The 21986-nt window shown below is 71.6% G+C and carries 22 protein-coding genes; 10 read left to right on the top strand and 12 right to left on the bottom strand.

The window, feature by feature from the left end:
* The first annotated feature begins 68 nt into the window (after positions 1 to 68).
* Positions 69 to 686: a hypothetical protein gene (locus ACIP79_RS23655; RefSeq protein WP_401226464.1), complete on the top strand. Its 618-nt coding sequence runs from the start codon at positions 69 to 71 to the stop codon at positions 684 to 686.
* Here the strand turns inward: ACIP79_RS23655 and ACIP79_RS23650 are convergent.
* A complete protein-coding gene (locus ACIP79_RS23650) occupies positions 679 to 2502 on the bottom strand; it encodes a protein kinase (protein WP_401226463.1) in 1824 nt (607 codons plus the stop codon). The two genes, ACIP79_RS23655 and ACIP79_RS23650, sit on opposite strands and share 8 nt — an antisense overlap.
* 63 nt (positions 2503 to 2565) lie before the next feature.
* Positions 2566 to 3414, bottom strand: a complete 849-nt coding sequence (locus tag ACIP79_RS23645; RefSeq protein WP_401226461.1) for a menaquinone biosynthetic enzyme MqnA/MqnD family protein — start codon at positions 3412 to 3414, stop codon at positions 2566 to 2568.
* 357 nt (positions 3415 to 3771) lie between these two features.
* On the opposite strand from ACIP79_RS23645, the gene ACIP79_RS23640 reads away from it, so the two are divergent.
* On the top strand, positions 3772 to 3975 hold the full coding sequence (locus ACIP79_RS23640; protein ID WP_037627265.1) for a cold-shock protein: 204 nt from the start codon (positions 3772 to 3774) through the stop codon (positions 3973 to 3975).
* A 132-nt stretch (positions 3976 to 4107) separates the two neighbouring features.
* Here the strand turns inward: ACIP79_RS23640 and ACIP79_RS23635 are convergent, their stop codons facing one another.
* Positions 4108 to 6012 carry an AMP-dependent synthetase/ligase gene (locus tag ACIP79_RS23635; RefSeq protein WP_401226460.1) on the bottom strand — a complete coding sequence of 635 codons (1905 nt, stop codon included), beginning with the start codon at positions 6010 to 6012 and terminating at the stop codon, positions 4108 to 4110.
* Between the two features lie 482 nt (positions 6013 to 6494).
* Here ACIP79_RS23635 and ACIP79_RS23630 point away from each other — a divergent pair, with 482 nt between their 5' ends.
* The 4 genes from ACIP79_RS23630 to ACIP79_RS23615 all read left to right on the top strand — a co-directional run bounded on the left by ACIP79_RS23630 (position 6495) and on the right by ACIP79_RS23615 (position 11368).
* Positions 6495 to 7691, top strand: a complete 1197-nt coding sequence (locus tag ACIP79_RS23630; RefSeq protein ID WP_401226459.1) for a MaoC family dehydratase — start codon at positions 6495 to 6497, stop codon at positions 7689 to 7691.
* Between the two features lie 131 nt (positions 7692 to 7822).
* On the top strand, positions 7823 to 9118 hold the full coding sequence (locus tag ACIP79_RS23625; protein ID WP_401226458.1) for a DUF6716 putative glycosyltransferase: 1296 nt from the start codon (positions 7823 to 7825) through the stop codon (positions 9116 to 9118).
* A gap of 413 nt (positions 9119 to 9531) precedes the next feature.
* A complete protein-coding gene (locus tag ACIP79_RS23620) occupies positions 9532 to 10443 on the top strand; it encodes a hypothetical protein (RefSeq protein ID WP_401226457.1) in 912 nt (303 codons plus the stop codon).
* Positions 10444 to 10450: 7 nt separating this feature from the next.
* The gene (locus ACIP79_RS23615; protein ID WP_401226456.1) at positions 10451 to 11368 is read left to right on the top strand and encodes a sulfotransferase family protein; all 918 of its coding nucleotides are present in this window, start codon (positions 10451 to 10453) and stop codon (positions 11366 to 11368) included.
* Here the strand turns inward: ACIP79_RS23615 and ACIP79_RS23610 are convergent.
* The 8 genes from ACIP79_RS23610 to ACIP79_RS23575 all read right to left on the bottom strand — a co-directional run bounded on the left by ACIP79_RS23610 (position 11353) and on the right by ACIP79_RS23575 (position 17952).
* Entirely contained in the window at positions 11353 to 12033 is a 681-nt protein-coding gene (locus tag ACIP79_RS23610; protein ID WP_383678506.1) for a TetR/AcrR family transcriptional regulator, read from the bottom strand. The two genes, ACIP79_RS23615 and ACIP79_RS23610, sit on opposite strands and share 16 nt — an antisense overlap.
* A 109-nt stretch (positions 12034 to 12142) precedes the next feature.
* Positions 12143 to 12448 carry a DUF4229 domain-containing protein gene (locus ACIP79_RS23605; RefSeq protein WP_401226454.1) on the bottom strand — a complete coding sequence of 102 codons (306 nt, stop codon included), beginning with the start codon at positions 12446 to 12448 and terminating at the stop codon, positions 12143 to 12145.
* 93 nt (positions 12449 to 12541) lie between these two features.
* Positions 12542 to 13114 (bottom strand): GNAT family N-acetyltransferase, encoded by a 573-nt coding sequence (locus ACIP79_RS23600; RefSeq protein ID WP_401226452.1) that lies wholly within the window; start codon positions 13112 to 13114, stop codon positions 12542 to 12544.
* A gap of 13 nt (positions 13115 to 13127) precedes the next feature.
* Positions 13128 to 14291, bottom strand: coding sequence for an aminofutalosine synthase MqnE (mqnE, locus tag ACIP79_RS23595; protein ID WP_401226450.1), 1164 nt, complete (start codon positions 14289 to 14291; stop codon positions 13128 to 13130).
* Between the two features lie 52 nt (positions 14292 to 14343).
* Positions 14344 to 14799, bottom strand: a complete 456-nt coding sequence (locus ACIP79_RS23590; protein ID WP_383678498.1) for an Lrp/AsnC family transcriptional regulator — start codon at positions 14797 to 14799, stop codon at positions 14344 to 14346.
* Between the two features lie 61 nt (positions 14800 to 14860).
* Positions 14861 to 15535: a UbiX family flavin prenyltransferase gene (locus ACIP79_RS23585; protein WP_383678497.1), complete on the bottom strand. Its 675-nt coding sequence runs from the start codon at positions 15533 to 15535 to the stop codon at positions 14861 to 14863.
* A gap of 31 nt (positions 15536 to 15566) precedes the next feature.
* Positions 15567 to 16469 (bottom strand): menaquinone biosynthesis prenyltransferase MqnP, encoded by a 903-nt coding sequence (gene mqnP, locus ACIP79_RS23580; RefSeq protein WP_401226448.1) that lies wholly within the window; start codon positions 16467 to 16469, stop codon positions 15567 to 15569.
* Positions 16470 to 16500: 31 nt separating this feature from the next.
* Complete coding sequence (locus tag ACIP79_RS23575) at positions 16501 to 17952, bottom strand: menaquinone biosynthesis decarboxylase (protein WP_401226446.1); 1452 nt, start codon at positions 17950 to 17952, stop codon at positions 16501 to 16503.
* Positions 17953 to 18040: 88 nt separating this feature from the next.
* On the opposite strand from ACIP79_RS23575, the gene ACIP79_RS23570 reads away from it, so the two are divergent.
* Positions 18041 to 18469, top strand: coding sequence for a PLD nuclease N-terminal domain-containing protein (locus tag ACIP79_RS23570; protein ID WP_401226445.1), 429 nt, complete (start codon positions 18041 to 18043; stop codon positions 18467 to 18469).
* Positions 18470 to 18550: 81 nt separating this feature from the next.
* On the opposite strand, the gene ACIP79_RS23565 is transcribed toward ACIP79_RS23570, so the two are convergent.
* Positions 18551 to 18976 (bottom strand): CoA-binding protein, encoded by a 426-nt coding sequence (locus ACIP79_RS23565; RefSeq protein ID WP_401226723.1) that lies wholly within the window; start codon positions 18974 to 18976, stop codon positions 18551 to 18553.
* Positions 18977 to 19174: 198 nt separating this feature from the next.
* Here ACIP79_RS23565 and ACIP79_RS23560 point away from each other — a divergent pair, with 198 nt between their 5' ends.
* From ACIP79_RS23560 to ACIP79_RS23550, 3 genes are all read left to right on the top strand, one after another.
* Positions 19175 to 20380 (top strand): abortive phage infection protein, encoded by a 1206-nt coding sequence (locus ACIP79_RS23560; RefSeq protein ID WP_401226443.1) that lies wholly within the window; start codon positions 19175 to 19177, stop codon positions 20378 to 20380.
* 105 nt (positions 20381 to 20485) lie between these two features.
* The gene (locus ACIP79_RS23555) at positions 20486 to 20953 is read left to right on the top strand and encodes a nucleoside deaminase (RefSeq protein ID WP_401226442.1); all 468 of its coding nucleotides are present in this window, start codon (positions 20486 to 20488) and stop codon (positions 20951 to 20953) included.
* Positions 20946 to 21938, top strand: a complete 993-nt coding sequence (locus ACIP79_RS23550) for an isopenicillin N synthase family dioxygenase (RefSeq protein ID WP_401226441.1) — start codon at positions 20946 to 20948, stop codon at positions 21936 to 21938. The genes ACIP79_RS23555 and ACIP79_RS23550 overlap by 8 nt, the downstream gene beginning before the upstream one ends.
* Positions 21939 to 21986 lie beyond the last annotated feature (48 nt).

Below are 21986 nucleotides of genomic sequence, written 5' to 3'. Positions count from 1 at the left end.
CGTACGGCGGGACATGGGGCGGCGGGACGGCAGGACGCTGGGACGGCAGGACGTTGGGAGCGGGAGAAATGGGCGGATCGACGAAGCCGAAGCGGCGCCGGGCGGCGGCGCCGGCCGCCGGGTACGGCGGTTCCGGGGGCGGCAGGCCAAGGCCCGCTCGACCGGGGCGTGCCGGAAGACGGGTCCGGGCCGCCGGTTTCGCCTGTCTCGTCCTGCTCGTCGCCGTCGGCTGCGTCCTGGCCCTGGCCCTGGGCCCTCTCGTCTGGGCCGGCGACCTGTGGCACGAGGTGGCTCCCGGCTGGCCGGGCGGCGGCTACGGGTTCGCGGTCACCGCGGGGCTGCTGCTCCCCGTCTCGCTGCCGCTCTTCGGGGTTCCGCTGTCCCGGGTGAACTGGCGGCGGGACAAGGTCCGTTCCCTGTCGTGGATCGCCCTCGCACTGCCGGGGGCGGCGTCGGCGATCCTCGTCGTGTCGATCGCCATGCAGACCTGGAGACCCAAGCGGAGCCGCGGTGGGGGCAGTTGCTCCTCCTTCACCGAGCACTGCTGGATCAGCGGCCGTTACCCCTACGTCTCACTCGTGGGCCTGGCCGCGACTGTCGTCGGCTCGGCGCTGCTCTTCGCGGCCTACGCCGCCCATGACAAGCGGCGCTGCGGCGCCGGCTCCAAGTCCCCCATCGCTACTTGACCTTGTGCATCCGAGCCACCGGATCCCCCGCCTCCGCGTTGTCCGTCTCGTACTTGAGGTCGTCCCCGACGGGAGTCAGCCGTACCTCGTGTTCGCCGGTGGTGCAGACGTCGCGGTTGGACTCGTCGGCGACGCTGGTGGCGATGAGCTGCTTGGACGTGATCCGTTTCAGGACGAGTACGTCGTCGCAGATGCCGCCGATCTGGTCGGTCTGGCGGAAGGTGCCCAACTCCTCGCCCACGGCGGCCTGGTGGACGGTGACGCGGATGACGCCCATGGGGAGGGTGCCGTCGAGGGCGAGGCCGTCGCCCTCCCAGGTGCCCAGGTAGGCGGCGGGGACCGACCGCGCTCCGGCGCCGGGGGCGTCGATCGACTCGGTGGGGCCCGGACTCGCCGCGGAGTCGCCCGACTCGGTCGACGAGCCGCCGCCCGGCATCAGGTCGAACAGGAACGCCGAGCCCACCGTCACCGCCGCCAGCGCACCCGCGACCGCCAGGGCGACCGTGCAACTCATCCTGCGGCCACGGCCGTTCACCCCGGTCGCGGAGGTGGCGGCCACGCTGACCGAGACCCTGCCGGGCCGGTCGGAGCCCGACGGCGTCGCATCACGCGGCGACTCCGGCGCCTGACTCCCCCACTGATCCGGCAACCGAACCCCACGCCCGTCCGGCGGGTAACCCCCGTGCCCACCGTCCGGCGCGTGATCCCCGTACCGCCCCGAGCCGTAGCCCGAGCCGTAGTCCGCACGTCCCTCCTGCGCGGAGCCCTCTCCGCTCGGCGTCATCACCGGTGGTGGTCCGAACACCCCCGGCACCGGCGGCGCCTCGGGGGCGAACCCCGGGGAGGAGCGGGCGTCGGGGGCGGTCACCGAGGGGTTGCTGAAGTCCACCGGGCCGGAGGGCGGTGGGCTTCCCGTCTCCGCCGTGTCCAGGTTCAGCAGCCGTACCGCGCCGCGGCTGACCTGTTCCACCATCGGCCCCGGCAGCCAGCCTCCCGCGACCAGCCGGGCCGCTCCCTCCGGGGCGAGCCGTCGGGCCACGGCGTCCGGCGTCGGACGGGCGGCCGGGTCCTTCGCCAGGCACTGGGCGACGAGTTCGCGCAGGTCGCCGTCCAGGGAGCCGAGCCGGGGTTCCTCGTGCACCACCTTGTAGAGGAGCGACGCGGAGGAGTCGCCGGGGAACGGCGGCTCGCCGGTCGCCGCGTGGGCCAGCACCGCGCCCAGCGAGAAGACGTCCGCGGGGCCCGCCACCGGCCTGCCGAGGATCTGCTCGGGCGACATGTAGCCGGGCGAACCGACCGAGACGCCCGTGGAGGTGAGGGAGGCCGTGCCGTCCGTGGCGCGGGCGATGCCGAAGTCGATGAGGAGGGGGCCGTCGAGGGTCAGCAGGACGTTGGACGGCTTGACGTCGCGGTGGACGAGGCCAAGCGCGTGCACCGCCGAGAGCGCCTCGCCGAGGCCCGCGCCCAGGACTCGTACGGAATGGAGCGGAAGCGCGCCGCTGTCGGCGATGGCGGCGGCGAGTGACGGGCCCGCCGCGTAGCCCGTCGCGACCCACGGCACCGGGGCCTCCGGGTCCGCGTCCAGGACCGGGGCCGTCCACGCGCCGCCGACCCGCCGGGCGGACTCCACCTCGCGGCGGAAGCGGGCGCGGAACTCCTCGTCGAGCGCGAAGTGCGGGTGCACGATCTTGACCGCGACCGTCCGCCCGCCCGCGCTGCGGCCCAGATACACCCGGCCCATGCCGCCGGACCCCAGCCGGCCGAGCAGCCGGTAGGGCCCGACGACGGTGGGTTCGTCGACTCCGAGCGGCTGCATGGCACCCATCCCTCCCCCGTACTCACTGCTGCCAGCAGAGTAGTGCCGCGAGCCCCGGGGGCCTCAGGGCTCCAGCAGCCGTACGTTCACGTCGGACGGGAACCCGGTGGTGTCGCCGACCCGGCGGGCGAACTCCCGTACGGCCGCGAGCTGCGGGTCGCCGAAGCGGAAGTCGAGGGTCGTGAAGTACCGCTCCAGGACCTTCTCGTCGAAGGCCTCCCAGCGCGCCGCCTGCTCGGCGACCTTGCCGACCTCGTCCAGCGAGAGGTCCCGGGAGGCGAGGAACGCCTCGTGGACCTTGCGGGTGACGACGGGCTCGCGCTCCAGGTAGTCGCGGCGGGCGGCCCAGACGGCGAAGACGAACGGCAGGCCCGTCCACTCCTTCCACATGGCGCCGAGGTCGTGCACCTCAAGGCCGAGTTTCGGGCCCTCGCTGAGGTTGGCGCGCAGGGCCGCGTCACCGATGAGTACGGCGGCGTCGGCCTCCTGCATCATCAGCGGGAGGTCGGGCGGGCAGCTGTAGTACGACGGCTGGACGCCGACCTGCTCGGCGAGGAGCAGTTGCGCCAGGCGCACGGACGTACGGGAGGTCGAGCCGAGGGCGACGCGGGCGCCGTCGAGCTGGTCGAGGGGGACCTGGGAGACGATCACGCAGGACATCACCGGGCCGTCGCAGCCGACGGCGATGTCCGGGAAGGCGACGAGGTCGTCGGCGTGCTTGAGGAACTCGACGAGCGTGATGGGCCCGATGTCGAGGTCGCCCTGCACGAGCTTCTCGCTGAGCTTCTCGGGGGTGTCCTTGGTGAGCTCGAAGTCGAGGAGCGTGCCTGTTCTCGCGAGCCCCCAGTACAGGGGCAGGCAGTTCAGGAACTGGATGTGGCCGACGCGCGGCCGGTTGCGAGAATTGTCCACATCGCGAGGCTAGCCCCAGTGGGGTACGGTGCAGGCTTCGGGTCCCCGAGTGGTTCCGGAAACTGCCCGGACCCCTTGTGTCAACCCCTGTGACAGGTACTGGTCCACCGCGACGTCAACCCAGGCGACAGGCTGGTCAAACCTCCGGGTGACGTGATCTTGCCCTCTATTGCTTTCGGCTGTCCTGGTGGCTAAGCTCGCCGCAAGTTGCAGTTTGGTTTCCCTTGCAGTACAGAGCCTGCGGAGCATGTGACCGCGGGCTCTCGTCGTTTTCAGATGAATGCAGTTGTTTACACGCAGATGTTTACACCTTGCAGGTTCTGGAGCAGGGCAACCCTTTGGGCCCAAGGAGGGCTTATGGCTACCGGAACCGTGAAGTGGTTCAACGCCGAAAAGGGCTTTGGTTTCATCGCCCAGGAAGGCGGAGGACCGGACGTCTTCGTCCACTACTCCGCGATCAACGCCAACGGTTTCCGTTCACTCGAGGAGAACCAGTCGGTCTCCTTCGACGTGACGCAGGGTCCGAAGGGCCCGCAGGCGGAGAACGTAACCCCGCTCTAAGCCTGCGGCTCCATGAGCCCAGTGCTTTGAACAGGATCGATTAGCACCACCCAAGGAGCCCCGCGCCAGCCTGCCGCGGGGCTCCTGCCTTTGCTCCGCCGGCCTCCGCCCTGTCGAACGGGGCCGCCCCGCCTACTTCTCGTACTCCGCGTACAGGCCCTCGATCTCCTTGGCGAAGTCGCGGGCGATGTCCTCGCGCTTCAGCTTCATGGTGGGCGTCAGGTGGCCCGCCTGCTCCGTGAGGGCGCCCGGGAGGACGGCGAAGCGGCGGATGGACTCGGGGCGCGAGACGAGCTTGTTGGCCTCGTCGACCGCGCGCTGGAGGACGCTGAGCAGTTCCCCGTCGTCGACGAGCAGCTCGGCGGGGACCGCGTGCTTGCCGTTCATCTGACGCCAGTGGTTGATGCCGTCGGGGTCGAGCGTGACGAGCGCGGTGACGAAGGGGCGGTGGTCGCCCAGGACCATGCACTGGGCGATGAGCGGGTGGGCGCGGAGCCAGTCCTCCATGGGCGCCGGGGCGACGTTCTTGCCGCCCGCGGTGATCAGGATCTCCTTCTTGCGGCCGGTGATGGACAGATAGCCGCCGTCGTCCAGTTCACCGATGTCGCCGGTGGCGAACCAGCCGTCCGGGGCCGCGTCGACCACACCGCCCGCGTGCGGATCCCAGTAGCCGCGGAAGATCTGCCCGCCGCTGAGCAGGATCTCCCCGTCGGCGGCTATCCGTACCCGGGTGCCCGGCAGGGGCCGGCCCACCGTGCCCAGCCGGGGCTTGTCCGGGGGCGTGACCGTGGCGGCCGCGGTGGACTCCGTCAGGCCGTACCCCTCGTAGATCTCGATGCCCGCGCCGGCGTAGAAGGCGGCGAGGCGGCGGCCGAGCGGGGAGCCGCCGCAGATCGCGTAGCGGACCCGGCCGCCGAGGGCGTTGCGGATACGGCGGTAGACCAGCGGGTCGTAGAGCGCGCGGGCGGTGCGCAGGCCGCGGCCCGGTCCCGAGCCGGTGCCGTGCTGGCGGGCCTCCAGCGCTTCGCCGTAGCGCTGCGCGATGCGCGCCGCCCGGTCGAAGGAGGAGCCGCGGCCCAGCTTCTCGGCCGTGGCGCGGCCCGTGTTGAAGACCTTCTCCAGGACGTACGGGATGGCCAGCAGGACCGTCGGTCTGAAGGAGGCCAGGTCGGCGAGCAGGTCCTGGGTCTGGAGGCTCGGCGAGTGGCCCAGCTTCACGCGGGCGCGCAGGCAGGCGACCGCGACCATCCGGCCGAAGACGTGGGAGAGGGGGAGGAAGAGGAGCATGGAGGCCGCGTCCTGGGTGCGGGCCCGGAAGATCGGGTAGAGCAGTTCGACCGCGTTGTCGACCTCGGCGAAGAAGTTCCCGTGGGTGATCGCGCAGCCCTTGGGGCGGCCGGTGGTGCCCGAGGTGTAGATGAGGGTGGCGAGCGTGTCGGGGCCCAGCACTCCGCGCCGTACGGCCACTTCCGAGTCCGGCACGTCCCGGCCGAGCTCGGCCAGCCGCTCCACGTGCCCCTTCTCGAAGACCCACATGTGCCGCAGGTCGGGGATGCGGTCGCGTTCCGGGCCGAGGGCGGCGGCCTGCGCCACGGACTCGGTGGCGAGCGCGACGGCCCCGGAGTCCTGGAGGATCCAGCGGACCTGGAAGACCGAGGAGGTGGGGTAGACGGGGACGGTGACCAGGCCGGCGGCCCAGGCGGCGAAGTCCAGCAGCGTCCACTCGTAGGTCGTGCGCGCCATGATGGCGAGGCGGTCGCCGGGGAGGAGTCCCTCCGCGATCAGCCCTTTGGCCACCGCCAGCACCTGCGCCGCGAACTCGGCCGCGGTCACGTCCGTCCACTCCCCGTCCGGGCCCTTGCGGCTGAGGACCACCTCCTGCGGGGCGGCGGTCCCGTTGTCGAACGGTATGTCCGCGAGGGAGCCGTGGGTCACCGGGGCGACCAGCGGCGGGGTGGCCACCTCGCGCACGACCCCGTCCAGCCGCTTGATCTCGGGCTCCAGCTGCGGTGGTTCGGAGGAGTACTGGCTGGACACGGGGTGGCTCCTTGTCGGCCGGGGGCCGGGACGTGTTGCGGGGCTCGAATCCTCATACGTGGCTGGGGAGTTCGGGGTTCAAAGGATGGTGCGGGGACGTTTGAAACCGGTCGAGGTGGGGATCGTACGGGGCCCGCGTGTGGGGTTTGTGGGGCTGGAGGGAGGGCGGCGTGCGAGTTACCGCGGGTACTTCGGGGGCGGGTGAGGTGAGCGGCGCCCTGCCGGGCGCGGTTTTGCCGGTCCGAGCCCCGACATGGGCTTACCCGGGGTAACCTTACTTCGCCGCAAGTGATCGTCCGTCGGTGGCGGGACCTGGTTCTGTCCCGGTTTTCTCGCCCCCTCCGCCCCTGCCCGTCCCGTATCCGGGGGCTGCCGCCCCCAGGCCCCCGCTTTGGCCTGAACGGCCTCGTCCTCAGACGCCGGACGGGCTGAAGGGTCCCGGACGGGGTGAAGAGTCCCGGACGGGCTGAAAAGGAGCTCCCGTGCATCTTCTCCTCGCCCGCGCCGCTCTCCTCTCGCCGTTCAAGCGGCCCCGGCCGGACGCCGTCGTGCCCGATGTCCGGCTCACCGTGCCGGGGGTCCGGGTGGATCTGGCGCGGCTGGCCGCGTACGAGCGGGTGTGCGGGTTCGCGACCGGGGCGGAGGCGATGCCGGTCACGTATCCGCAGGTGCTGGCCTTCCCGCTGACGATGCGGCTCATGGCGGGGCGGGCCTTCCCACTGCCGGTGCTCGGGCTGGTGCACACGTCGGTGGAGATCACCCGGCGGTGCGCGCTGCCGGCCACCGGGGAGTACGAACTCAGCGTGTACGTCGAGGGGTTGGCGCCGCACCGGCGCGGTACGGAGGCGACCGTGGTGACCGAGGCACGGCTCGGGGGCGGGCTCGTCTGGGAGTCACGGAGTACGTATCTCGCGCGGCACACCACGACGGGCGCGGCCGCTGCCCCGGACTCCGGGGGGACCGCCCTGGACTCCGGGGAGGCTGCCCCGGAGTCCGGGAAGGCTGCCCCGGAGTCCGGGAAGGCTGCCCTGGACGCCGCGAGGACCGCCCTGGACGCCGGGAAGGCTGCCCCGGACTCCGGGAAGGCTGCCCTGGACGCCGGGAAGGCTGCCTCGGACTCCCGGGAGACGGCCTCGGACTCCCGGAAGGCTGCGTCGGACTCCCGGAATACGGTCCCGGACTCCCGGGAGATGGTCCCGGACTTTCAGGAGACGGCCCTGAACTCCCGGGACACGGCCCTGAACCACCGGAAGACCGGCGGGGCCGCACCGCCCGCACCGCCCACGCCGCCCACGCCGGACTCACACTCCACGCCGTCCGCGTACTCCGCGGCGCCCCTCCCCGCGCTCGCCGAGTGGCGGCTCGCCAAGGACGTCGGGCGGCGGTACGGGGCCGTGTCCGGGGACCGCAACCCCATCCACCTGTATCCGCTCACGGCCCGCCTGTTCGGCTACGCGCGGCCCATCGCCCACGGCATGTGGACCGTCGCCCGCTGCCTCGCTGAACGCCCCGCCGACAGTGAACCCCTCACCGTCCGGGCGGAGTTCAAGGCGCCCGTGCTCCTCCCGGCGACGGTGACCTACGCGGCCGGGGACGGCCGTTTCGAACTCCGTGGCGCGCAGGCGGAGGGGAAACCCACGCCGCATCTCACCGGCGAGGTACGGCCGGCCCTCGCCTGACCTCTGGGGGACATTCACAGTAAACCCCCAGCAACCCCAAGGTCTTTTCAAGCCCTCGCTCATTCCACGCTCAGACGCCCTTCCTAGCCTCGGTTCACCAGCTGGAACCACGCCAGGAAGGCTCCCGAGCCATGCCCCCCACCCCCAGACGTATCGTCGTCCTCGCCGATTCGGACACCCGCTGGAAGTGGGGCGCCTCCGTCGCACGACAGATCGCTCCCGAGCACGCCCTCGACGCGTACTTCCTGCGCACCCGGGCCACCCCGACCGAGCGGCAGCTCGCCGAGATCGGCATCCGGCCGGACAGCCGGCGTGACGTCACCCCGGCCGAGCTGGTCGACGACGAGGAGTTCGCGAGCGCCGACATCGTGGTCCTGGCGATCGTCGGCGGCACGGCGCTCGCCCTCGTCCACAGCCTGGGCCTCGCCTGGCAGGCGCGCGCCACCCGGCCCGTCACCGTCACCGGCTATGTCGGAGTCGTCTACGAGAAGATGGTCGACGGCCTGCTCACCCGCGCCGGCGCCGATGTCGTCCTCGCCAACAGCGCCTACGACAGGCAGCGGTTCCGCGACGTGTTCGCCAACGTGGGCGTCGACCCGGAGTCGGTCGTCGAGTCCGCGCTGCCCTTCCTCGGCGGCGACCCGTACGTGCCCTCCCCCGACCGCCCCTTCACGCTCACCTTCGCCGTGCAGCCCTCGGTGCCCAGGAGCCGGGAGGAGCGGCTCACGCTCCTCGAACGCGCCGCCGCGCATGCCCGACGGCACCCCGAACGCCTCGTGCTGATGAAGCTGCGCAGCCTGCCGGGCGAGCGCACGACCCACGTCGAGGCCAACCCGTACCAGGAACTCGTCGGGGACCTGGCCCGGCCGGCCCCGCACAACCTCCAGCTCGTCTACGGGAACATGGGCGAAGTCCTCGACCGTACGGACCTGTTGGTGACGGTCAGCTCCACGGCCGCGCTGGAGTCGATGCACCGGAACATCCCCACCGCGATCCTCACCGACTTCGGGGTCCGCGAGGCGCACGGCAACCACTACTTCGTGGAGTCGGGCTGCCTCGCCTCCTGGGACGAGCTCGACTCGGGCGCGCTGCCGCGGGTGGACCCGGCGTGGGCGGCGGCGCAGGGCATCGGCAAGAGCGATCCGTACGCCGCCACGCGCGCCCGGATCGCCGCGCTGCGCGCCGCGGGTCCGCTGCCGCCGCTGCGGCCCTACTACTCGCCCCAGCGGGCCGGGATCTACCTGAGCGGCCTGCTGGAGCGCAACGGCTTCGACGAGAAGGGCAGGCCGCTGCTCGGCGGGCCCGGAGCCGGTGACGGCGCGCTCAAGGCGGCCGTCCGCGGTGTCACCCGGCGCGGCGCCAAGCGGCTCTACCGCATGGGCTACCAGCGGGTCGCCCCGGCGCTGCGCCGCTGGGGCCAGACCTGACCCGCACCCCCGGCGGCACCCCGTGAGCACCTTCCGCTCCCCGCCGCGGCAGCGCTGTCGCGCCGGACCCGGACTTCGCGACCCGGCAGCCCCGGCACCCCGGACCCCGGACCCCGTGGCTCGCCACCCGGCGGTCCTGTCGCACCGGACCCGGAGTTCGCGACCCGGCAGCCCCGTCACCCCGGACCCCGTGGTTCGCAACCCGCAGCCCCGGCACCCCGGACCCCGTGGCTCGCCATCCGGCAGCCCCGTCGCCCCGGACCCGGCGCTCCCCACCCCAGCAGCCCCGCCGCCCCGGACCCGGAGATCGCAATCCGCAGCCCCGGCACCCCGGACCCCGCGGTTCGCCACCCGGCACCCCGGCGCCCGCCCCCCGCCCCCCAGCCCGTGATCCCCAACCCCGAGGGAAGACCATGACGCGTACCCTCGCGCTCGTCGAGAGTCCCGCCCAGTTTCTCGGCCTCCTTGAGTGGGCGCTGGGTGAGCGTGGCGGTGCGCCGGATCCGGGGCGGTGCGAGGTGGGGGTCCTGCTGCCCCGCGACCCCGTCACGCGACGACAACTCGGGGCGATGGCGGAGTTGGCGCGCGGGGAGGGCATCGGGGCCGGGTTGTACGACCTCCGCGGGGTGCCGGCGGGCCTGCCGCGGGCCGTTGCCGCGCTCGGGCCCCGGCTGACCGGGGCGGGGCGGCTGGTGACCGGCGGCCCGCCCTCGGGGATCGTCAGGCGGCTGCTGTCCCTGTCCAGGGCGCGGGACCTGGTGTTGCTGGACGACGGCACGGCGAACCCGGCGGCGGCCCGTGTCGCCCGCCCGCCGGCCCCCGGACACGGGCGGCGGGTCGAGGTCTTCTCCTGCCGGCCGGAGTCCCTCCGGCTGCCGCCCGGCGCCGTCACCTCGCGCAACACCTACGGCTGGGCACGGCAGCGCTACGGGCCGCCGCAGGTCCGTCCCGGTGTCGACCTGATCGGCACCTCGCTCGCCGAGAGCGGTCCGACCGACCCCGAGCGGTACCTCCGGGAGATCGTCCGCCTCGCCGACGAGCTGAACGCCGAGCGCTACTTCGCGCACCGCCGCGAGGACCCGGACATGCTGCGGCTCATCGCCGAGTACGCCGAGCTGGACGTCGTACGCCCCGAACTCCCGCTGGAGATCGAGCTGTTGAGGGGTCCGGTGGCCGAAACCCTGATCGGTCTGTCCGCCACGGTTCTGCACACCCTGCCCCACGCCCTCGCCGGTACGGGCGTGGAGATCACCGTCCACACGGATGCCGTGGACCGGCCGGGGCGGACGTCTCCCCGCCGACAACCGCCCTCCCGGAAGAGGTAATCCACATATGACCTGGAACAACTCCCTCAGGCGGACGGCGAAGTCCGCGTTCGAGAGCTGTACCGGCCTGCGCGTCACCCGTGCGCGCGGGCCCCTCCCCCGAACCGAACCGAAGGCCGTGCCCAGGACCGCGGCCGACCGGCCGCCGACCGGACCGGTCGCCGCCAGTGCCCGGCCCCCCGCCCGCCCCGAGACCGACCGGCTGCTGCGTGCCCCGGTGTTCGTGCTCTCCGCGCCGCGCTCGGGCTCGACACTCCTGCGCGTGCTGCTCAACAGCCACTCGCAGCTGCACTCCCCGCACGAGACCCACTTCCGCCGCATCACGGTCCGCTTCACCACCGAGCCCGCCCACCAGGCGATGGAGGCGGCGGGCCACAACCTCGCCGATGTCGAGCACCTCCAGTGGGACCGGCTGCTGCACCGCGAACTCGCCCTCAGCGGGAAGGAGTTCCTCGTCGAGAAGACCCCGAGCAACGTGTTCGTCTGGAACCGGCTCTCCACCTGCTGGCCGGACGCGCGGTTCGTGTTCCTGCTCCGGCACCCGTACTCCATCGCCCGTTCCTGGCACGAGGGCGACCCCGCGGAGCGGCCGATGGCGGAGGCGGTACGGCACACCCGCGAGTACATGCGGACCCTGGAACAGGCGAGGGCGCACCTGCCCGGCCACACCCTGCGCTACGAGGACCTGACCGCCGATCCCGAGGCGTCCACCCGCGCCCTCTGCGAACGTCTGGGCCTGCCCTGGGAGCCGGCGATGACGCAGTACGGGCGGCACGACCACGGCGCCTTCACCAAGGGCATCGGCGACTGGACGGACAAGATCAGGAGCGGCAGCGTCCAGCCGGGGCGGCCGCTGCCGGAGCCCGGGGAGATCCCGGAGGGCCTGCGGCCGATGGCGCGGGCGTGGGGCTACCTGGACTCCTGAAGCTCCTGCGACTCGTGGAGTTCCTGGCCGGGTGGTGACCAGGGCCGGCCCTCCATCAGGCCGCCGAGGCCCGCCCAGGCGAAGTTCATCATCGTCGTCGCGGCCTGCTTCGCCGAGACACCCGGTGTGGCGTTGGCCCAGGCCGCGAGCGACTCGGCGGCGCCGACCAGGGCCTCGGCGAGCCCGGCGACCTCGCCCTCGGGCAGGGACGGGTCGCTGTGCGCCTCGCGGGCGGCGACGAGGATCAACCGCGTGACGAACGCGACGAGTTCCCTGCGCATCGCGTCGGCCTCGGCGGCGAACGGCTCGCCGTGCGTACGCGCCTGGAGGTGCAGCACGGACCAGCCGTCGGGGTGTTGTCCGGTGTGCGTGAAGAACGCCCGTAGTCCGTCCCAGAGTTGGCGGTCGGCGGGCAGCTCCGGCCGCACCCCCGCCATGACGGCGCCACTGAGCGCCTCGGCCTCGCGTCGGATGCAGGCGGTGAAGAGCTCTTCCTTCGAGTTCAGGTACAGATAGACCAACGGCTTGGACACGCCCGCCAGTTCGGCGATCTCGTCCATCGAGGCGGCCCGGTAGCCCAACTGCCCGAAGGTCCGAACGGCCGCGTCCAGCATCTGCTGTTCACGTACCGCGCGAGGCATCCGTCTGTTCTTCGCAGCACCCATACGGGCAAGCGTACGGTTTGCCGGTCCGCGACCCGGCGGGGACCGGCGAGGACGCACGAGGACCGGCGGGGACGCGCGGTGACGGGACGCCGTGCCCGTCGTACGGGCTCTAGGAGGTCTGGCCCTGCGCGCCGCCGCGGGCCGCGTCGTCCACGGTGTCCTCCTGGCTGCGGTTCTGCTCCAGGTTGGCCTTGACACGGTCGACCCGCGCGACGACCTGCGCCGAGGCACGGTCGCGCTCCTTGCGCAGGACGACGAAGCTGATCGGGCCGGAGATCAGCAGGGCGAGCAGCACGATCCACATGTAGTTGGAGTCACCGAAGCCGCGCGGGGCGAAACCGAGGGAGACGAGGCCCCAGACGACCAGGAGGCAGCCCGCGAAGACTCCAAGACGCATCAGCGTGTAGCGGCCCATGTCAATCCACTCTTCCGATCCGAATCCGTTTGGAACATCCCAAAGGGCACCGTCCAGTGAAGCACGGCCGGACAGGGATCTTGCAGGCGCCCCTCAAGCGACGGAGGCGGGGCCGGAAGCGGGAGCGGGGCCGGAAGCGGCGGCCCCCAGAGTCAGCAGCATCGTGATGTCGTCCCGGTCGTCGCCCGGCGCGACCCGGATCGCGCCCGGCACCCGGCCGACCTCCCGGTAGCCGCACGAGCCGTAGAACCGTTCGAGGCCCTCGCCACCCCGGCAGGTGAGGCGTATGGCCTCGATCCCCTCGAAGCCGGCGGCGGTCTTCTCGGCGGCGGCCAGCAGCTCGCGCCCGTACCCCTTGCCCTGGTGCCGGGGATGGACCATCACCGTGTAGAGCCACACCCAGTGCGGCATCAGCCGGTGCGTGTTGAAGCTGAAGAACGCGGTCGCGGCCACGGCGCCGTCCTCGTCGTACCCCACCAGCAGCCGGGTGCGGCCCTCGGCGATCGCCGTGAGGTGCTTGAGCCACTCGGGCCGCACGTCCTCGACCCCGACCGGCGGCACGAACCCGACGGAGCCGCCCGCGTTGGACACGTCCGCCCACAGGCCGAGCACGCCGTCACGGAGCTCCGGACCCAGGGGCGGGTCCAGTTCAAAAGTCAGTGCCATCGTGCGCTCTCGCTCAGACCCGCATCGGCTGGGGGGACTCACGGCGCGCCGGGTCCGGACCGTCGTACTCGCGGATGATCTCGTACCGCGTGTTCCGCTCGACCGGGCGGAAGCCGGCGTCCCGGATCAGGTCGAGAAGGTCCTCGCGGGTCAGCTTGTTCGGGGTGCCGTAGTTGTCGGCGTCGTGCGTGATCTTGTACTCGACGACCGAGCCGTCCATGTCGTCGGCGCCGTGCTGGAGGGCGAGCTGCGCGGTCTGGACGCCGTGCATCACCCAGAAGACCTTGACGTGCGGGACGTTGTCGAAGAGCAGCCGGGAGACGGCGAAGGTCTTCAGGGCCTCGGCGCCGGTCGCCATCTGCGTACGCGCCTGGAGGCGGTTGCGAACCTTGCCGTCCTTCACGTCCACGAAGTCGTGCTGGTAGCGCAGCGGGATGAAGACCTGGAAACCGCCGGTCTCGTCCTGGAGTTCGCGCAGTCGCAGCACGTGGTCCACCCGGTGGCGGGGCTCCTCGATGTGGCCGTACAGCATCGTGGAGGGGGTCTTGAGGCCCTTCGCGTGCGCGAGGCGGTGGATGCGCGACCAGTCCTCCCAGTGGGTGCGGTGGTCCACGATGTGCTGGCGGACCTCCCAGTCGAAGATCTCCGCGCCGCCGCCGGTGAGGGACTCGAGACCGGCGTCGATGAGCTCGTCGAGGATCTCGCTCGCGCTGAGCCCGGAGATCGTCTCGAAGTGGTGGATCTCCGTGGCCGTGAAGGCCTTCAAGGAGACCTCCGGGAGGGCCTTCTTCAGTTCGCTGAGGGAGCGCGGGTAGTAGCGCCACGGCAGGTTCGGGTGCAGGCCGTTGACGATGTGCAGCTCGGTGAGGTTCTCGCCCTCCATCGCCTTGGCGAGGCGGACGGCCTCCTCGATGCGCATCGTGTACGCGTCCTTCTCGCCCGGCTTGCGCTGGAAGGAGCAGTACGCGCAGGACGCGGTGCACACGTTGGTCATGTTGAGGTGGCGGTTGACGTTGAAGTGGACGACGTCGCCGTTCTTCCTCGTCCGCACCTCGTGGGCGAGACCGCCGAGCCAGGCGAGGTCGTCCGACTCGTACAGCGCGATGCCGTCCTCGCGGGTCAGCCGCTCACCGGCCCGGACCTTGTCCTCCAGCTCGCGCTTGAGCCCGACATCCATGCGTGTGCACCTCTCCCTTTTGACGAACCCTGTCAACCGTACGCCCCGCGCCCTACTCCTCTTCGGGCAGCTCACCCACCCGGTTCTCCCACTTCGTGGAGAGCACGATGGTCGTACGGGTCCTGGAGACGCCCTTCGTTCCCGACAGCCGCCGGATGGTCTTCTCCAGGCCGTCCACGTCGCTGGCGCGCACCTTCAGCATGTAGGAGTCGTCGCCCGCGATGAACCAGCAGTCCTCGATCTCGCCGAGGTCCCGCATCCGGCGTGCCACGTCCTCGTGGTCGGCCGCGTCGGAGAGCGAGATGCCGATCAGCGCGATCACGCCGAGCCCGAGCGAGGCCGAGTCGACGGTGGCGCGGTAGCCGGTGATGACACCGGCCGTTTCCAGCCGGTTGATGCGGTCGGTGACGCTGGGTCCCGACAGACCGACGAGGCGCCCCAGTTCCGCGTAGGAAGCCCGGCCGTTCTCTCTCAGGGCCTGGATGAGCTGCCTGTCCACCGCGTCCATGCGATCGATAGCCTTCCGCTGAAATGTTCCCGAAAGTGATGAAATGCGTCCTGCTCGGTGCTCAGTCGGTGCGCGAACCCCCGCCGAGTTCGCCCTCCCACCGCCGGTACAGCCGGTGCCGGACGCCCGCCGCGTCGAGCACCCGACCGGCGACGAAGTCCACCAGGTCCTGGATGTGCGTGCCCCCGGCGTAGAACCCCGGCGAGGCCGGCAGCACCGTCGCGCCCGCGTCGTCCAGCGCGACGAGCTGCCGCAGGGTCTGCCCGCTGAGCGGCGTCTCACGCACGGCGACGACCAGCCTGCGGCGCTCCTTGAGCGTGACGCTCGCGGCCCGCTGCAACAGGTCCTTGGAGAGCCCGAGGGCGACTCCGGCCACACAGGCGGTGGAGGCGGGCACGATGAGCATGCCCTTGGTGGGGTACGAGCCCGACGACGGCCCCGCCGCCAGGTCGCCCGCGCTCCAGTGCCGTACGTCGTCGATGCCCACGTCGAAGGCGACCGGCTTGCCGTCCGCGCCCCTGGCCAGCCAGTCGCTCAGGTCCTGCCGCCAGTGGGCGTCCCGGAAGGAGAGCCCCGTCTCGTCGAGCAGGGTGAGCCGGGAGGCCCGGGAGACCACCAGGTCCACGCTCTCCCCGGCCTCCAGAAGCGCACGCAGCACGGCGGCGGCGTACGGGGTACCGGACGCGCCCGACACCCCCACGATCCAAGGCCGTCGCTGCGTCTGTCCTGGGTTCATGGTGTCGAGCCTATCCGGCGACCGCGCGGTTTCAGACCGTGAGGCCGCGGACGAGGAGATCGAGCAGGGCGCACGCGAAGAGCGCGATGCCGATGAAGCCGTTGACGCTGAAGAAGGCGCGGTTCAGGCGGGACAGGTCGTGCGGCTTGACGATGGAGTGCTCGTAGAGGAACGCGCCCGCGACGATCACCAGGCCGGCCCAGAAGAACGTGCCGGCGTCGGTGGCGAGGGCGTACCAGACAAGCAGGCCCGTGGTGACGGCGTGGCAGACGCGCGCGCCCTGGATCGCGGCGGGGATGCCGAAGCGCGCCGGCACCGACATCACGCCGACCTCGCGGTCCGTCTCGACGTCCTGGCAGGCGTAGATCAGGTCGAAGCCGCCGATCCAGATGCCGACGGCGAGCCCCAGGATCACCGCGTCCCACGACCACTCGCCGGTGATCGCCAGCCAGCCGCCGATCGGGCCCATCGCCTGGGCGAGACCCAGGATGGCCTGCGGGAAGTTCGTGAACCGCTTGCCGTACGGATACACGACCATCGGGATGACCGCGATGGGCGCGAGGGCCAGGCACAGCGGGTTGAGCAGGGCGGCGGCGCCGAGGAAGAAGACGAGGGCGACCAGCGCGCCGGTCCAGGCGTGCTTCACGCTCATCGCGCCGGTGACCAGCTCGCGGTGGGCGGTGCGCGGATTGCGGGCGTCGATCTCGCGGTCGATGATCCGGTTCGCGGCCATGGCGAACGTGCGCAGGCCGACCATCGCGACGGTGACGAGCAGCAGCCGGCCCCAGTGGATGTTGCCGTCCCACTGGAACATCGCGGTCAGCGCGGCGATGTAGGCGAAGGGCAGCGCGAAGACCGAGTGCTCGATCATGACGAGGCGCAGGAACGCCTTGGTGCGGCCCGGCTGCGGCAGGGCGGCGGAGGCGGAACTCACCGGCGGTACTCCCTCACACTGTTGTCGGACCTCACAGCCCGTACTCCTTCCAGCGGCGGTCGACGGTCGCCGCCGTCTCCGGGTCGGAGAGAACCATCTCAGGCCAGCCCCCGTCCCGGGTGTAGCCCTCCTCGGGCCACTTGCGCGTCGCGTCGATGCCCGCCTTGCCGCCCCAGAACTGCTGGTAGGAGGCGTGGTCGAGGTGGTCGACCGGGCCTTCCACGACGGTGAGGTCACGGGAGTAGTCGGTGTTGCCGAGGGCCCGCCAGGCGACCTCGTGCAGGTCGTGGACGTCGCAGTCGGAGTCGACGACGACGATCAGCTTGGTGAGGGACATCATGTGCGCCCCCCACACCGCGTGCATCACCTTCTGGGCGTGCTTGGGGTACTTCTTGTCGATCGCGACGATCGCGCAGTTGTGGAAGCCCCCCGCCTCGGGCAGGTGGTAGTCCACGATGTCCGGAATGATGATCTTCAGGAGCGGGAGGAAGAACCGCTCCGTCGCCCGGCCCAGCGGCCCGTCCTCGGTCGGCGGGCGGCCCACGACGATCGACTGGATCAGCGGCCGCTCGCGCATCGTCACGCAGTCGATGGTCAGCGCCGGGAACGGCTCCTGCGGCGTGTAGAACCCGGTGTGGTCGCCGAACGGCCCCTCCGGGAGCATCTCGCCCGGCTCCAGCCACCCTTCGAGGACGACCTCGGCGTTCGCCGGCACCTGCAACGGCACCGTCTTGCAGTCCACCATCTCGATCCGCTTGCCCTGGATGAACCCGGCGAAGAGGTACTCGTCGATGTCACCGGGCAGCGGCGCGGTCGAGGCGTACGTCACCGCGGGCGGGCAGCCGAAGGCGATGGCGACCGGCAGCCGCTCGCCCTTGCGGGCGGCCACCTGGTAGTGGTTGCGGCTGTCCTTGTGGATCTGCCAGTGCATGCCGATGGTGCGCTTGTCGTGGCGCTGGAGGCGGTACAGACCGAGGTTGCGGATGCCGGACTCGGGGTCCTTGGTGTGGGTGAGGCCGAGGTTGAAGAAGGACCCGCCGTCCTGCGGCCAGGTGAACAGCGCCGGGAGCTGGTCGAGGTCCACGTCCTCGCCCCGGAGCACGACCTCCTGCACCGGCGCGTCCTTGACCTTGCGCGGCGGTACGTGGGTCATGGCGCCGAGCTTCCCGAAGGCCTCGCGCACTCCGATGAACCCCTGCGGCAGTTCGGGCTTCAGCAGCCCGCCGATCTTCTCGGAGATCTCGCCGTACGACTTGAGGCCGAGGGCCTTCAGCAGTCGCCGGTCGGTCCCGAAGACGTTCATCGCGAGCGGCATCGCCGATCCGCGCACGTTCTCGAAGAGGAGCGCCGGACCCTGGGCCTTCTGCACCCGGTCGACGATCTCCCCGACTTCCAGGTACGGGTCCACCTCGGCCTTGATGCGCTTGAGGTCGCCCTCGCGCTCCAGGGCCCGCAACAGGGAGCGAAGATCGTCGTAAGCCATGTGTCCCAGTATCGGCCACCCGCTAACCTGTGCCCGTCACCGGGGCCCTCAGCCGCCCCACCGCCGCTCTCTGGGGGATCGTCCGCCCATGCTCAGGTATCTGCCCTTCCTGCTGGTCCTGGCTCTGTGGATCTACGCCTTCATCGACTGCCTGAACACGCCGGAGAAAGAGGTGCGGGGCCTGCCGAAGGTGGTGTGGGTGATCATCATCCTGCTCTTCGGCGAGGTACTGGTCGGCCCCGTCGCCTGGCTGGTGGCGGGCAGGCCGCGCAGGACCGCCGCCGACGGCACGGCGTCCGCCGGGTGGCGCCGCGACCAGCGCACGGCGTTCGTCGCGCCCGACGACAACCCCGAGTTCCTCAAGTCCCTCAAGGACAGCGGGAACGGCCAGGACGGCCAGGACGGCAAGAAGGCCGGGGCCGGCGAGGACGACGACGCGCTCATGCGGAAGTGGGAGGCCGACCTCCAGCGCCGCGAGGAGGAACTGAAGCGGCGCGAGCGCGACGACGAGGTCTGAGCCGAGGTCTGGGCCGACGTCCGAGCCGACGTCCGAGCCGACGCCTGACGGCGCGCGGGCGGCGGTCGTCGGTGCCGTCGATCAGATCAGCCCCAGCCGGGTGATCTCCCGTCCCGCGGAGCGGTCCATCACCATCCGCAGCCCCGCCCCACGGGTCCGGTCGTAGGCGGCCACGTCGATGACGCCGAGCTGGAACCAGACCGCCTTGGCGCCGAGCGTCACGGCCTGGTCGGCGATGCCGCCGGCCAGGGCTGAGTTGACGAAGACGTTCACCACGTCCACGGCGAAGGGGATCTCCGCGAGGGAGGCGTAGCCCTGTTCGCCGTGCACCGTCTCGGCCTTGGGGTGCACGGGCACGACCTTCTTGCCGATGCGCCGCAGCTTCTCGGCCACGCGGTGGGCGGCCCGTTCGGGGTTGCCGGACAGCCCGACCACAGCCCAGACATCGCCGGCGCTGGTGAGGATGTCCCTGATCGTCTCGTCGTCGCCATAGGTCATCGCAGTCATCGCAGTCATCGCCTCAGGATGGCATACAGAATCCAGTATGGCGATGGCCCGTGAAGGAACCCCGGGTCCCTTTCCGGCCGGGGTCACACCTTCGGCTCCGTCGTGTAGACCACCGGCGGCCATCCGTAGACCATCGGCGGACGCCAGGCCCCGTGGCCGTTTCCCAGACTGGGCCGGGACGACGACACGGGAGGCACGATGCAGGGGATCAGCCGGGCACGGTTTCTGGGGCTGGCGGCGGGAGTCGGAGGTGCGGCGGCGCTGCCGGCGACGGCGGGGCGGGCCTCGGCTTCAACCACCGCCCCGGCCCCGGCCCCGTCATCGGCATCGGCATCGGCATCGGCGGGGGGCGGTGGCGGTGGCGGTGACAGGCCCCGGGACGGCCTGCGTCACCGCGGTGTCGTGTACGAGGTCGCCGAGGGCGAGACACCGGGGACGGCGTGGAGCACGGAACGTATGCGCGGTGACATGCGGGCGATCAGCCGCCGGCTGCACGCCGACTCCGTGAAGGTCACCGGCGCCGGCGTGGAACGGCTCACCGCGACGGCGGCCGAGGCGGCGGAGCGGGGACTGAACGTCTGGCTCGAACCCACCCTCGGTGACGTGCCGGAGAGGGAGATCCTCGAACACCCCGCGGAGACGGGCCGGTTCGCCGAGCGGCTGCGGCGGCAGGGGGCCGGGGTGCACCTCAGCGTCGGCTGCGAGTTCTGGCTCTTCGTCCCCGGCATCGTGCCCGGCGACAACGCGGTGGAGCGGATCGAGAACCTGGTGAACGGCGACTTCGACCCGGTGCTGATGGCCCGCCGCCTGAACCGCTTCACCGCGAAGGCGGCGGCCGTCGGCAGGTCCGTCTTCCGCGGGCGGCTGACCTACGCCGCCGCCCAGGACGACGAGGTCGACTGGGACCTCTTCGACCTCGTCGGCATCGACTACTACTCGTACTTCGGCAGCCGCGCGGAGTACGTCCGCGACCTCGCCCGCTTCCAACGCTTCGGAAAGCCGGTGGCCGTCATGGAGTTCGGCTGCTGCACCTTCGAGGGGGCACCGCAGGCGGGCGGCATGGGGTGGGACGTCGTCGACTACGCGAAGGACCCGCCCGAGATCAAGGGCGGGCTTGTGCGCAGCGAGCGCGCCCAGGCCGCGTATCTGACGGGCGTGCTGTCGGTGTTCGAGTCGATGGGCCTGTACTCCGCGATGGCGTTCACCTTCGTCACCCCGGACGCCCCGCACCTCGCCCACGACCCGCTCCACGACCTGGACATGGCGAGCTACGGCATCGTGAAGCCGGTCAGGGACCGGCCCGCCGACCCGGCGTCCGACTGGCACTGGGAGCCGAAGGAGTCCTTCCGCGCCCTGGCCCGGCAGTACGCGCGAGCGGGCGGCCGGTCACCCCGGGCACGCTGACCCACGCGGCGCCCGTGCGGCGCCCACGAGGCGGCCCGTGCGGGGTACGGACAGCCGTCCGGGTGGGGGTACGGATAGCAGCCGCCACACGGGTAGGAATCCCCCATGGACACGAACAGCCCTCTGGACCGGGCGCGGGCCCGTGCCTGGCTCACCACCGCCCTCGCCGAGGCCCGCGCCGGGCTGGCCCAGGGCGGCATCCCCATCGGAGCCGCGCTGTACGGCGCGGACGGCACGCTCCTCGGCCGCGGCCACAACCTCCGCGTGCAGGACGGCGACCCGTCCATGCACGCGGAGACGGCGGCCTTCCGCGCCGCCGGACGGCAGCGCTCGTACCGCGGTACGACGATGGTGACCACCCTCTCCCCCTGCTGGTACTGCAGCGGTCTGGTGAGGCAGTTCGGCATCTCCCGGGTCGTCGTCGGCGAGTCGGCCACCTTCCGGGGCGGGCAGGACTGGCTCGCGGAGCACGGCGTGGAGATCGTGGAACTGGACGACCCCGGGTGCACCGCCCTGATGCGCGGCTTCATCAAGGACCATCCCGACCTGTGGAACGAGGACATCGGTGTCTGACCCCAAGTCCGAGCCCGCCTCCGCGGCTCCCCGCGTCCCCACCATCGACCTGCGCCCCTGGCTCTCCGGCGACCCGGACACGCGCGCCGGGATCGCCAGGACCGTCGACAGCGCCCTCCGTACGGCCGGGTTCCTGCTCGTCACCGGGCACGGCGTGGACCCCGCGCTGCGCGACGCCATCCGCGTGGCCGCCCGCGCCTTCTTCACCCTCCCCGCGGCGTCGAAGGAGCCGTACGCCGCCAGGGTCGGCGGTCGCGGCTGGCTCGGTCCCGGCGCCGAGGCGAACGGCTACTCGGAGGGTACGGAGACCCCGCCGGACCTCAAGGAGTCGCTGACCTTCGCGACGCACGAGGAGTTCGAGGACCCGGAGACCAACGCGGAGTGGTACGCGCCCAACGTCTGGCCCGCCGAGGTGCCGGAACTGCGTGCGCTCTGCGAGGAGTACCTGGCGCGGATGGCCGAGCTGGAGAACCACCTGCTGGCCCTGCTGGGCGAGGCTCTCGGCCTGCGACCGGACTTCTTCACCCGGCACATGGACCACCCGACGTACGGCTTCAACATCAACTGGTATCCGGGTACGGACGTGTTGGGCGAGCCCGAGCCGGGCCAGTTCCGTATCGGACCGCACACCGACTTCGGGACCGTCACGATCCTCGACCGGCAGGCGGGCAGGGGCGGCCTCCAGGTCTTCACGGACGAGGGCGGCTGGGAGGACGCGCCCTTCGACCCGGCCGCGTTCACCGTCAACATCGGCGATCTGATGGCCCGTTGGACGGGTGACCGGTGGCGCTCGGGCCGGCACCGGGTGCTGCCACCGTCCGCCGACGCACCCGCCGAGGAGCTGATGTCGCTGGTCTACTTCGGCGAGTGCACCCCGGGCACCCTCGTCGAGTCCGTACCGACGCCGGTGGGCCGGGTCGCGTACCCGCCGGTGGACTCTCATGTCTACCTGCGAGAGAAGCTCGACTCGATCACAGTCAACTGACAGAAGGCCAACTTTCGTAACCCAACGGTCGCCAGGCGCCCTATCTCG

It is taken from the genome of Streptomyces sp. NPDC088747, from assembly GCF_044751025.1.
Lineage (GTDB): Bacteria > Actinomycetota > Actinomycetes > Streptomycetales > Streptomycetaceae > Streptomyces.
The sequence above is the reverse complement of the archived record's forward strand: the minus strand, read 5'-3'. Positions and strand labels throughout refer to the sequence as shown.

Coding starts and splice junctions, on each gene's coding strand:
- ACIP79_RS23590 (WP_383678498.1), bottom strand. CDS start 14,799: ATGGACGCGGTGGACAGGCAGCTCATCCAGGCCCTGAGAGAGAACGGC.
- ACIP79_RS23650 (WP_401226463.1), bottom strand. CDS start 2,502: ATGCAGCCGCTCGGAGTCGACGAACCCACCGTCGTCGGGCCCTACCGG.
- ACIP79_RS23640 (WP_037627265.1), top strand. CDS start 3,772: ATGGCTACCGGAACCGTGAAGTGGTTCAACGCCGAAAAGGGCTTTGGT.
- ACIP79_RS23560 (WP_401226443.1), top strand. CDS start 19,175: ATGCAGGGGATCAGCCGGGCACGGTTTCTGGGGCTGGCGGCGGGAGTC.
- ACIP79_RS23610 (WP_383678506.1), bottom strand. CDS start 12,033: ATGGGTGCTGCGAAGAACAGACGGATGCCTCGCGCGGTACGTGAACAG.
- ACIP79_RS23600 (WP_401226452.1), bottom strand. CDS start 13,114: ATGGCACTGACTTTTGAACTGGACCCGCCCCTGGGTCCGGAGCTCCGT.
- ACIP79_RS23555 (WP_401226442.1), top strand. CDS start 20,486: ATGGACACGAACAGCCCTCTGGACCGGGCGCGGGCCCGTGCCTGGCTC.
- ACIP79_RS23575 (WP_401226446.1), bottom strand. CDS start 17,952: ATGGCTTACGACGATCTTCGCTCCCTGTTGCGGGCCCTGGAGCGCGAG.
- ACIP79_RS23570 (WP_401226445.1), top strand. CDS start 18,041: ATGCTCAGGTATCTGCCCTTCCTGCTGGTCCTGGCTCTGTGGATCTAC.
- ACIP79_RS23625 (WP_401226458.1), top strand. CDS start 7,823: ATGCCCCCCACCCCCAGACGTATCGTCGTCCTCGCCGATTCGGACACC.
- ACIP79_RS23615 (WP_401226456.1), top strand. CDS start 10,451: ATGACCTGGAACAACTCCCTCAGGCGGACGGCGAAGTCCGCGTTCGAG.
- mqnE (WP_401226450.1), bottom strand. CDS start 14,291: ATGGATGTCGGGCTCAAGCGCGAGCTGGAGGACAAGGTCCGGGCCGGT.
- ACIP79_RS23655 (WP_401226464.1), top strand. CDS start 69: ATGGGCGGATCGACGAAGCCGAAGCGGCGCCGGGCGGCGGCGCCGGCC.
- ACIP79_RS23565 (WP_401226723.1), bottom strand. CDS start 18,976: ATGACTGCGATGACCTATGGCGACGACGAGACGATCAGGGACATCCTC.
- ACIP79_RS23585 (WP_383678497.1), bottom strand. CDS start 15,535: ATGAACCCAGGACAGACGCAGCGACGGCCTTGGATCGTGGGGGTGTCG.
- ACIP79_RS23605 (WP_401226454.1), bottom strand. CDS start 12,448: ATGGGCCGCTACACGCTGATGCGTCTTGGAGTCTTCGCGGGCTGCCTC.
- ACIP79_RS23620 (WP_401226457.1), top strand. CDS start 9,532: ATGACGCGTACCCTCGCGCTCGTCGAGAGTCCCGCCCAGTTTCTCGGC.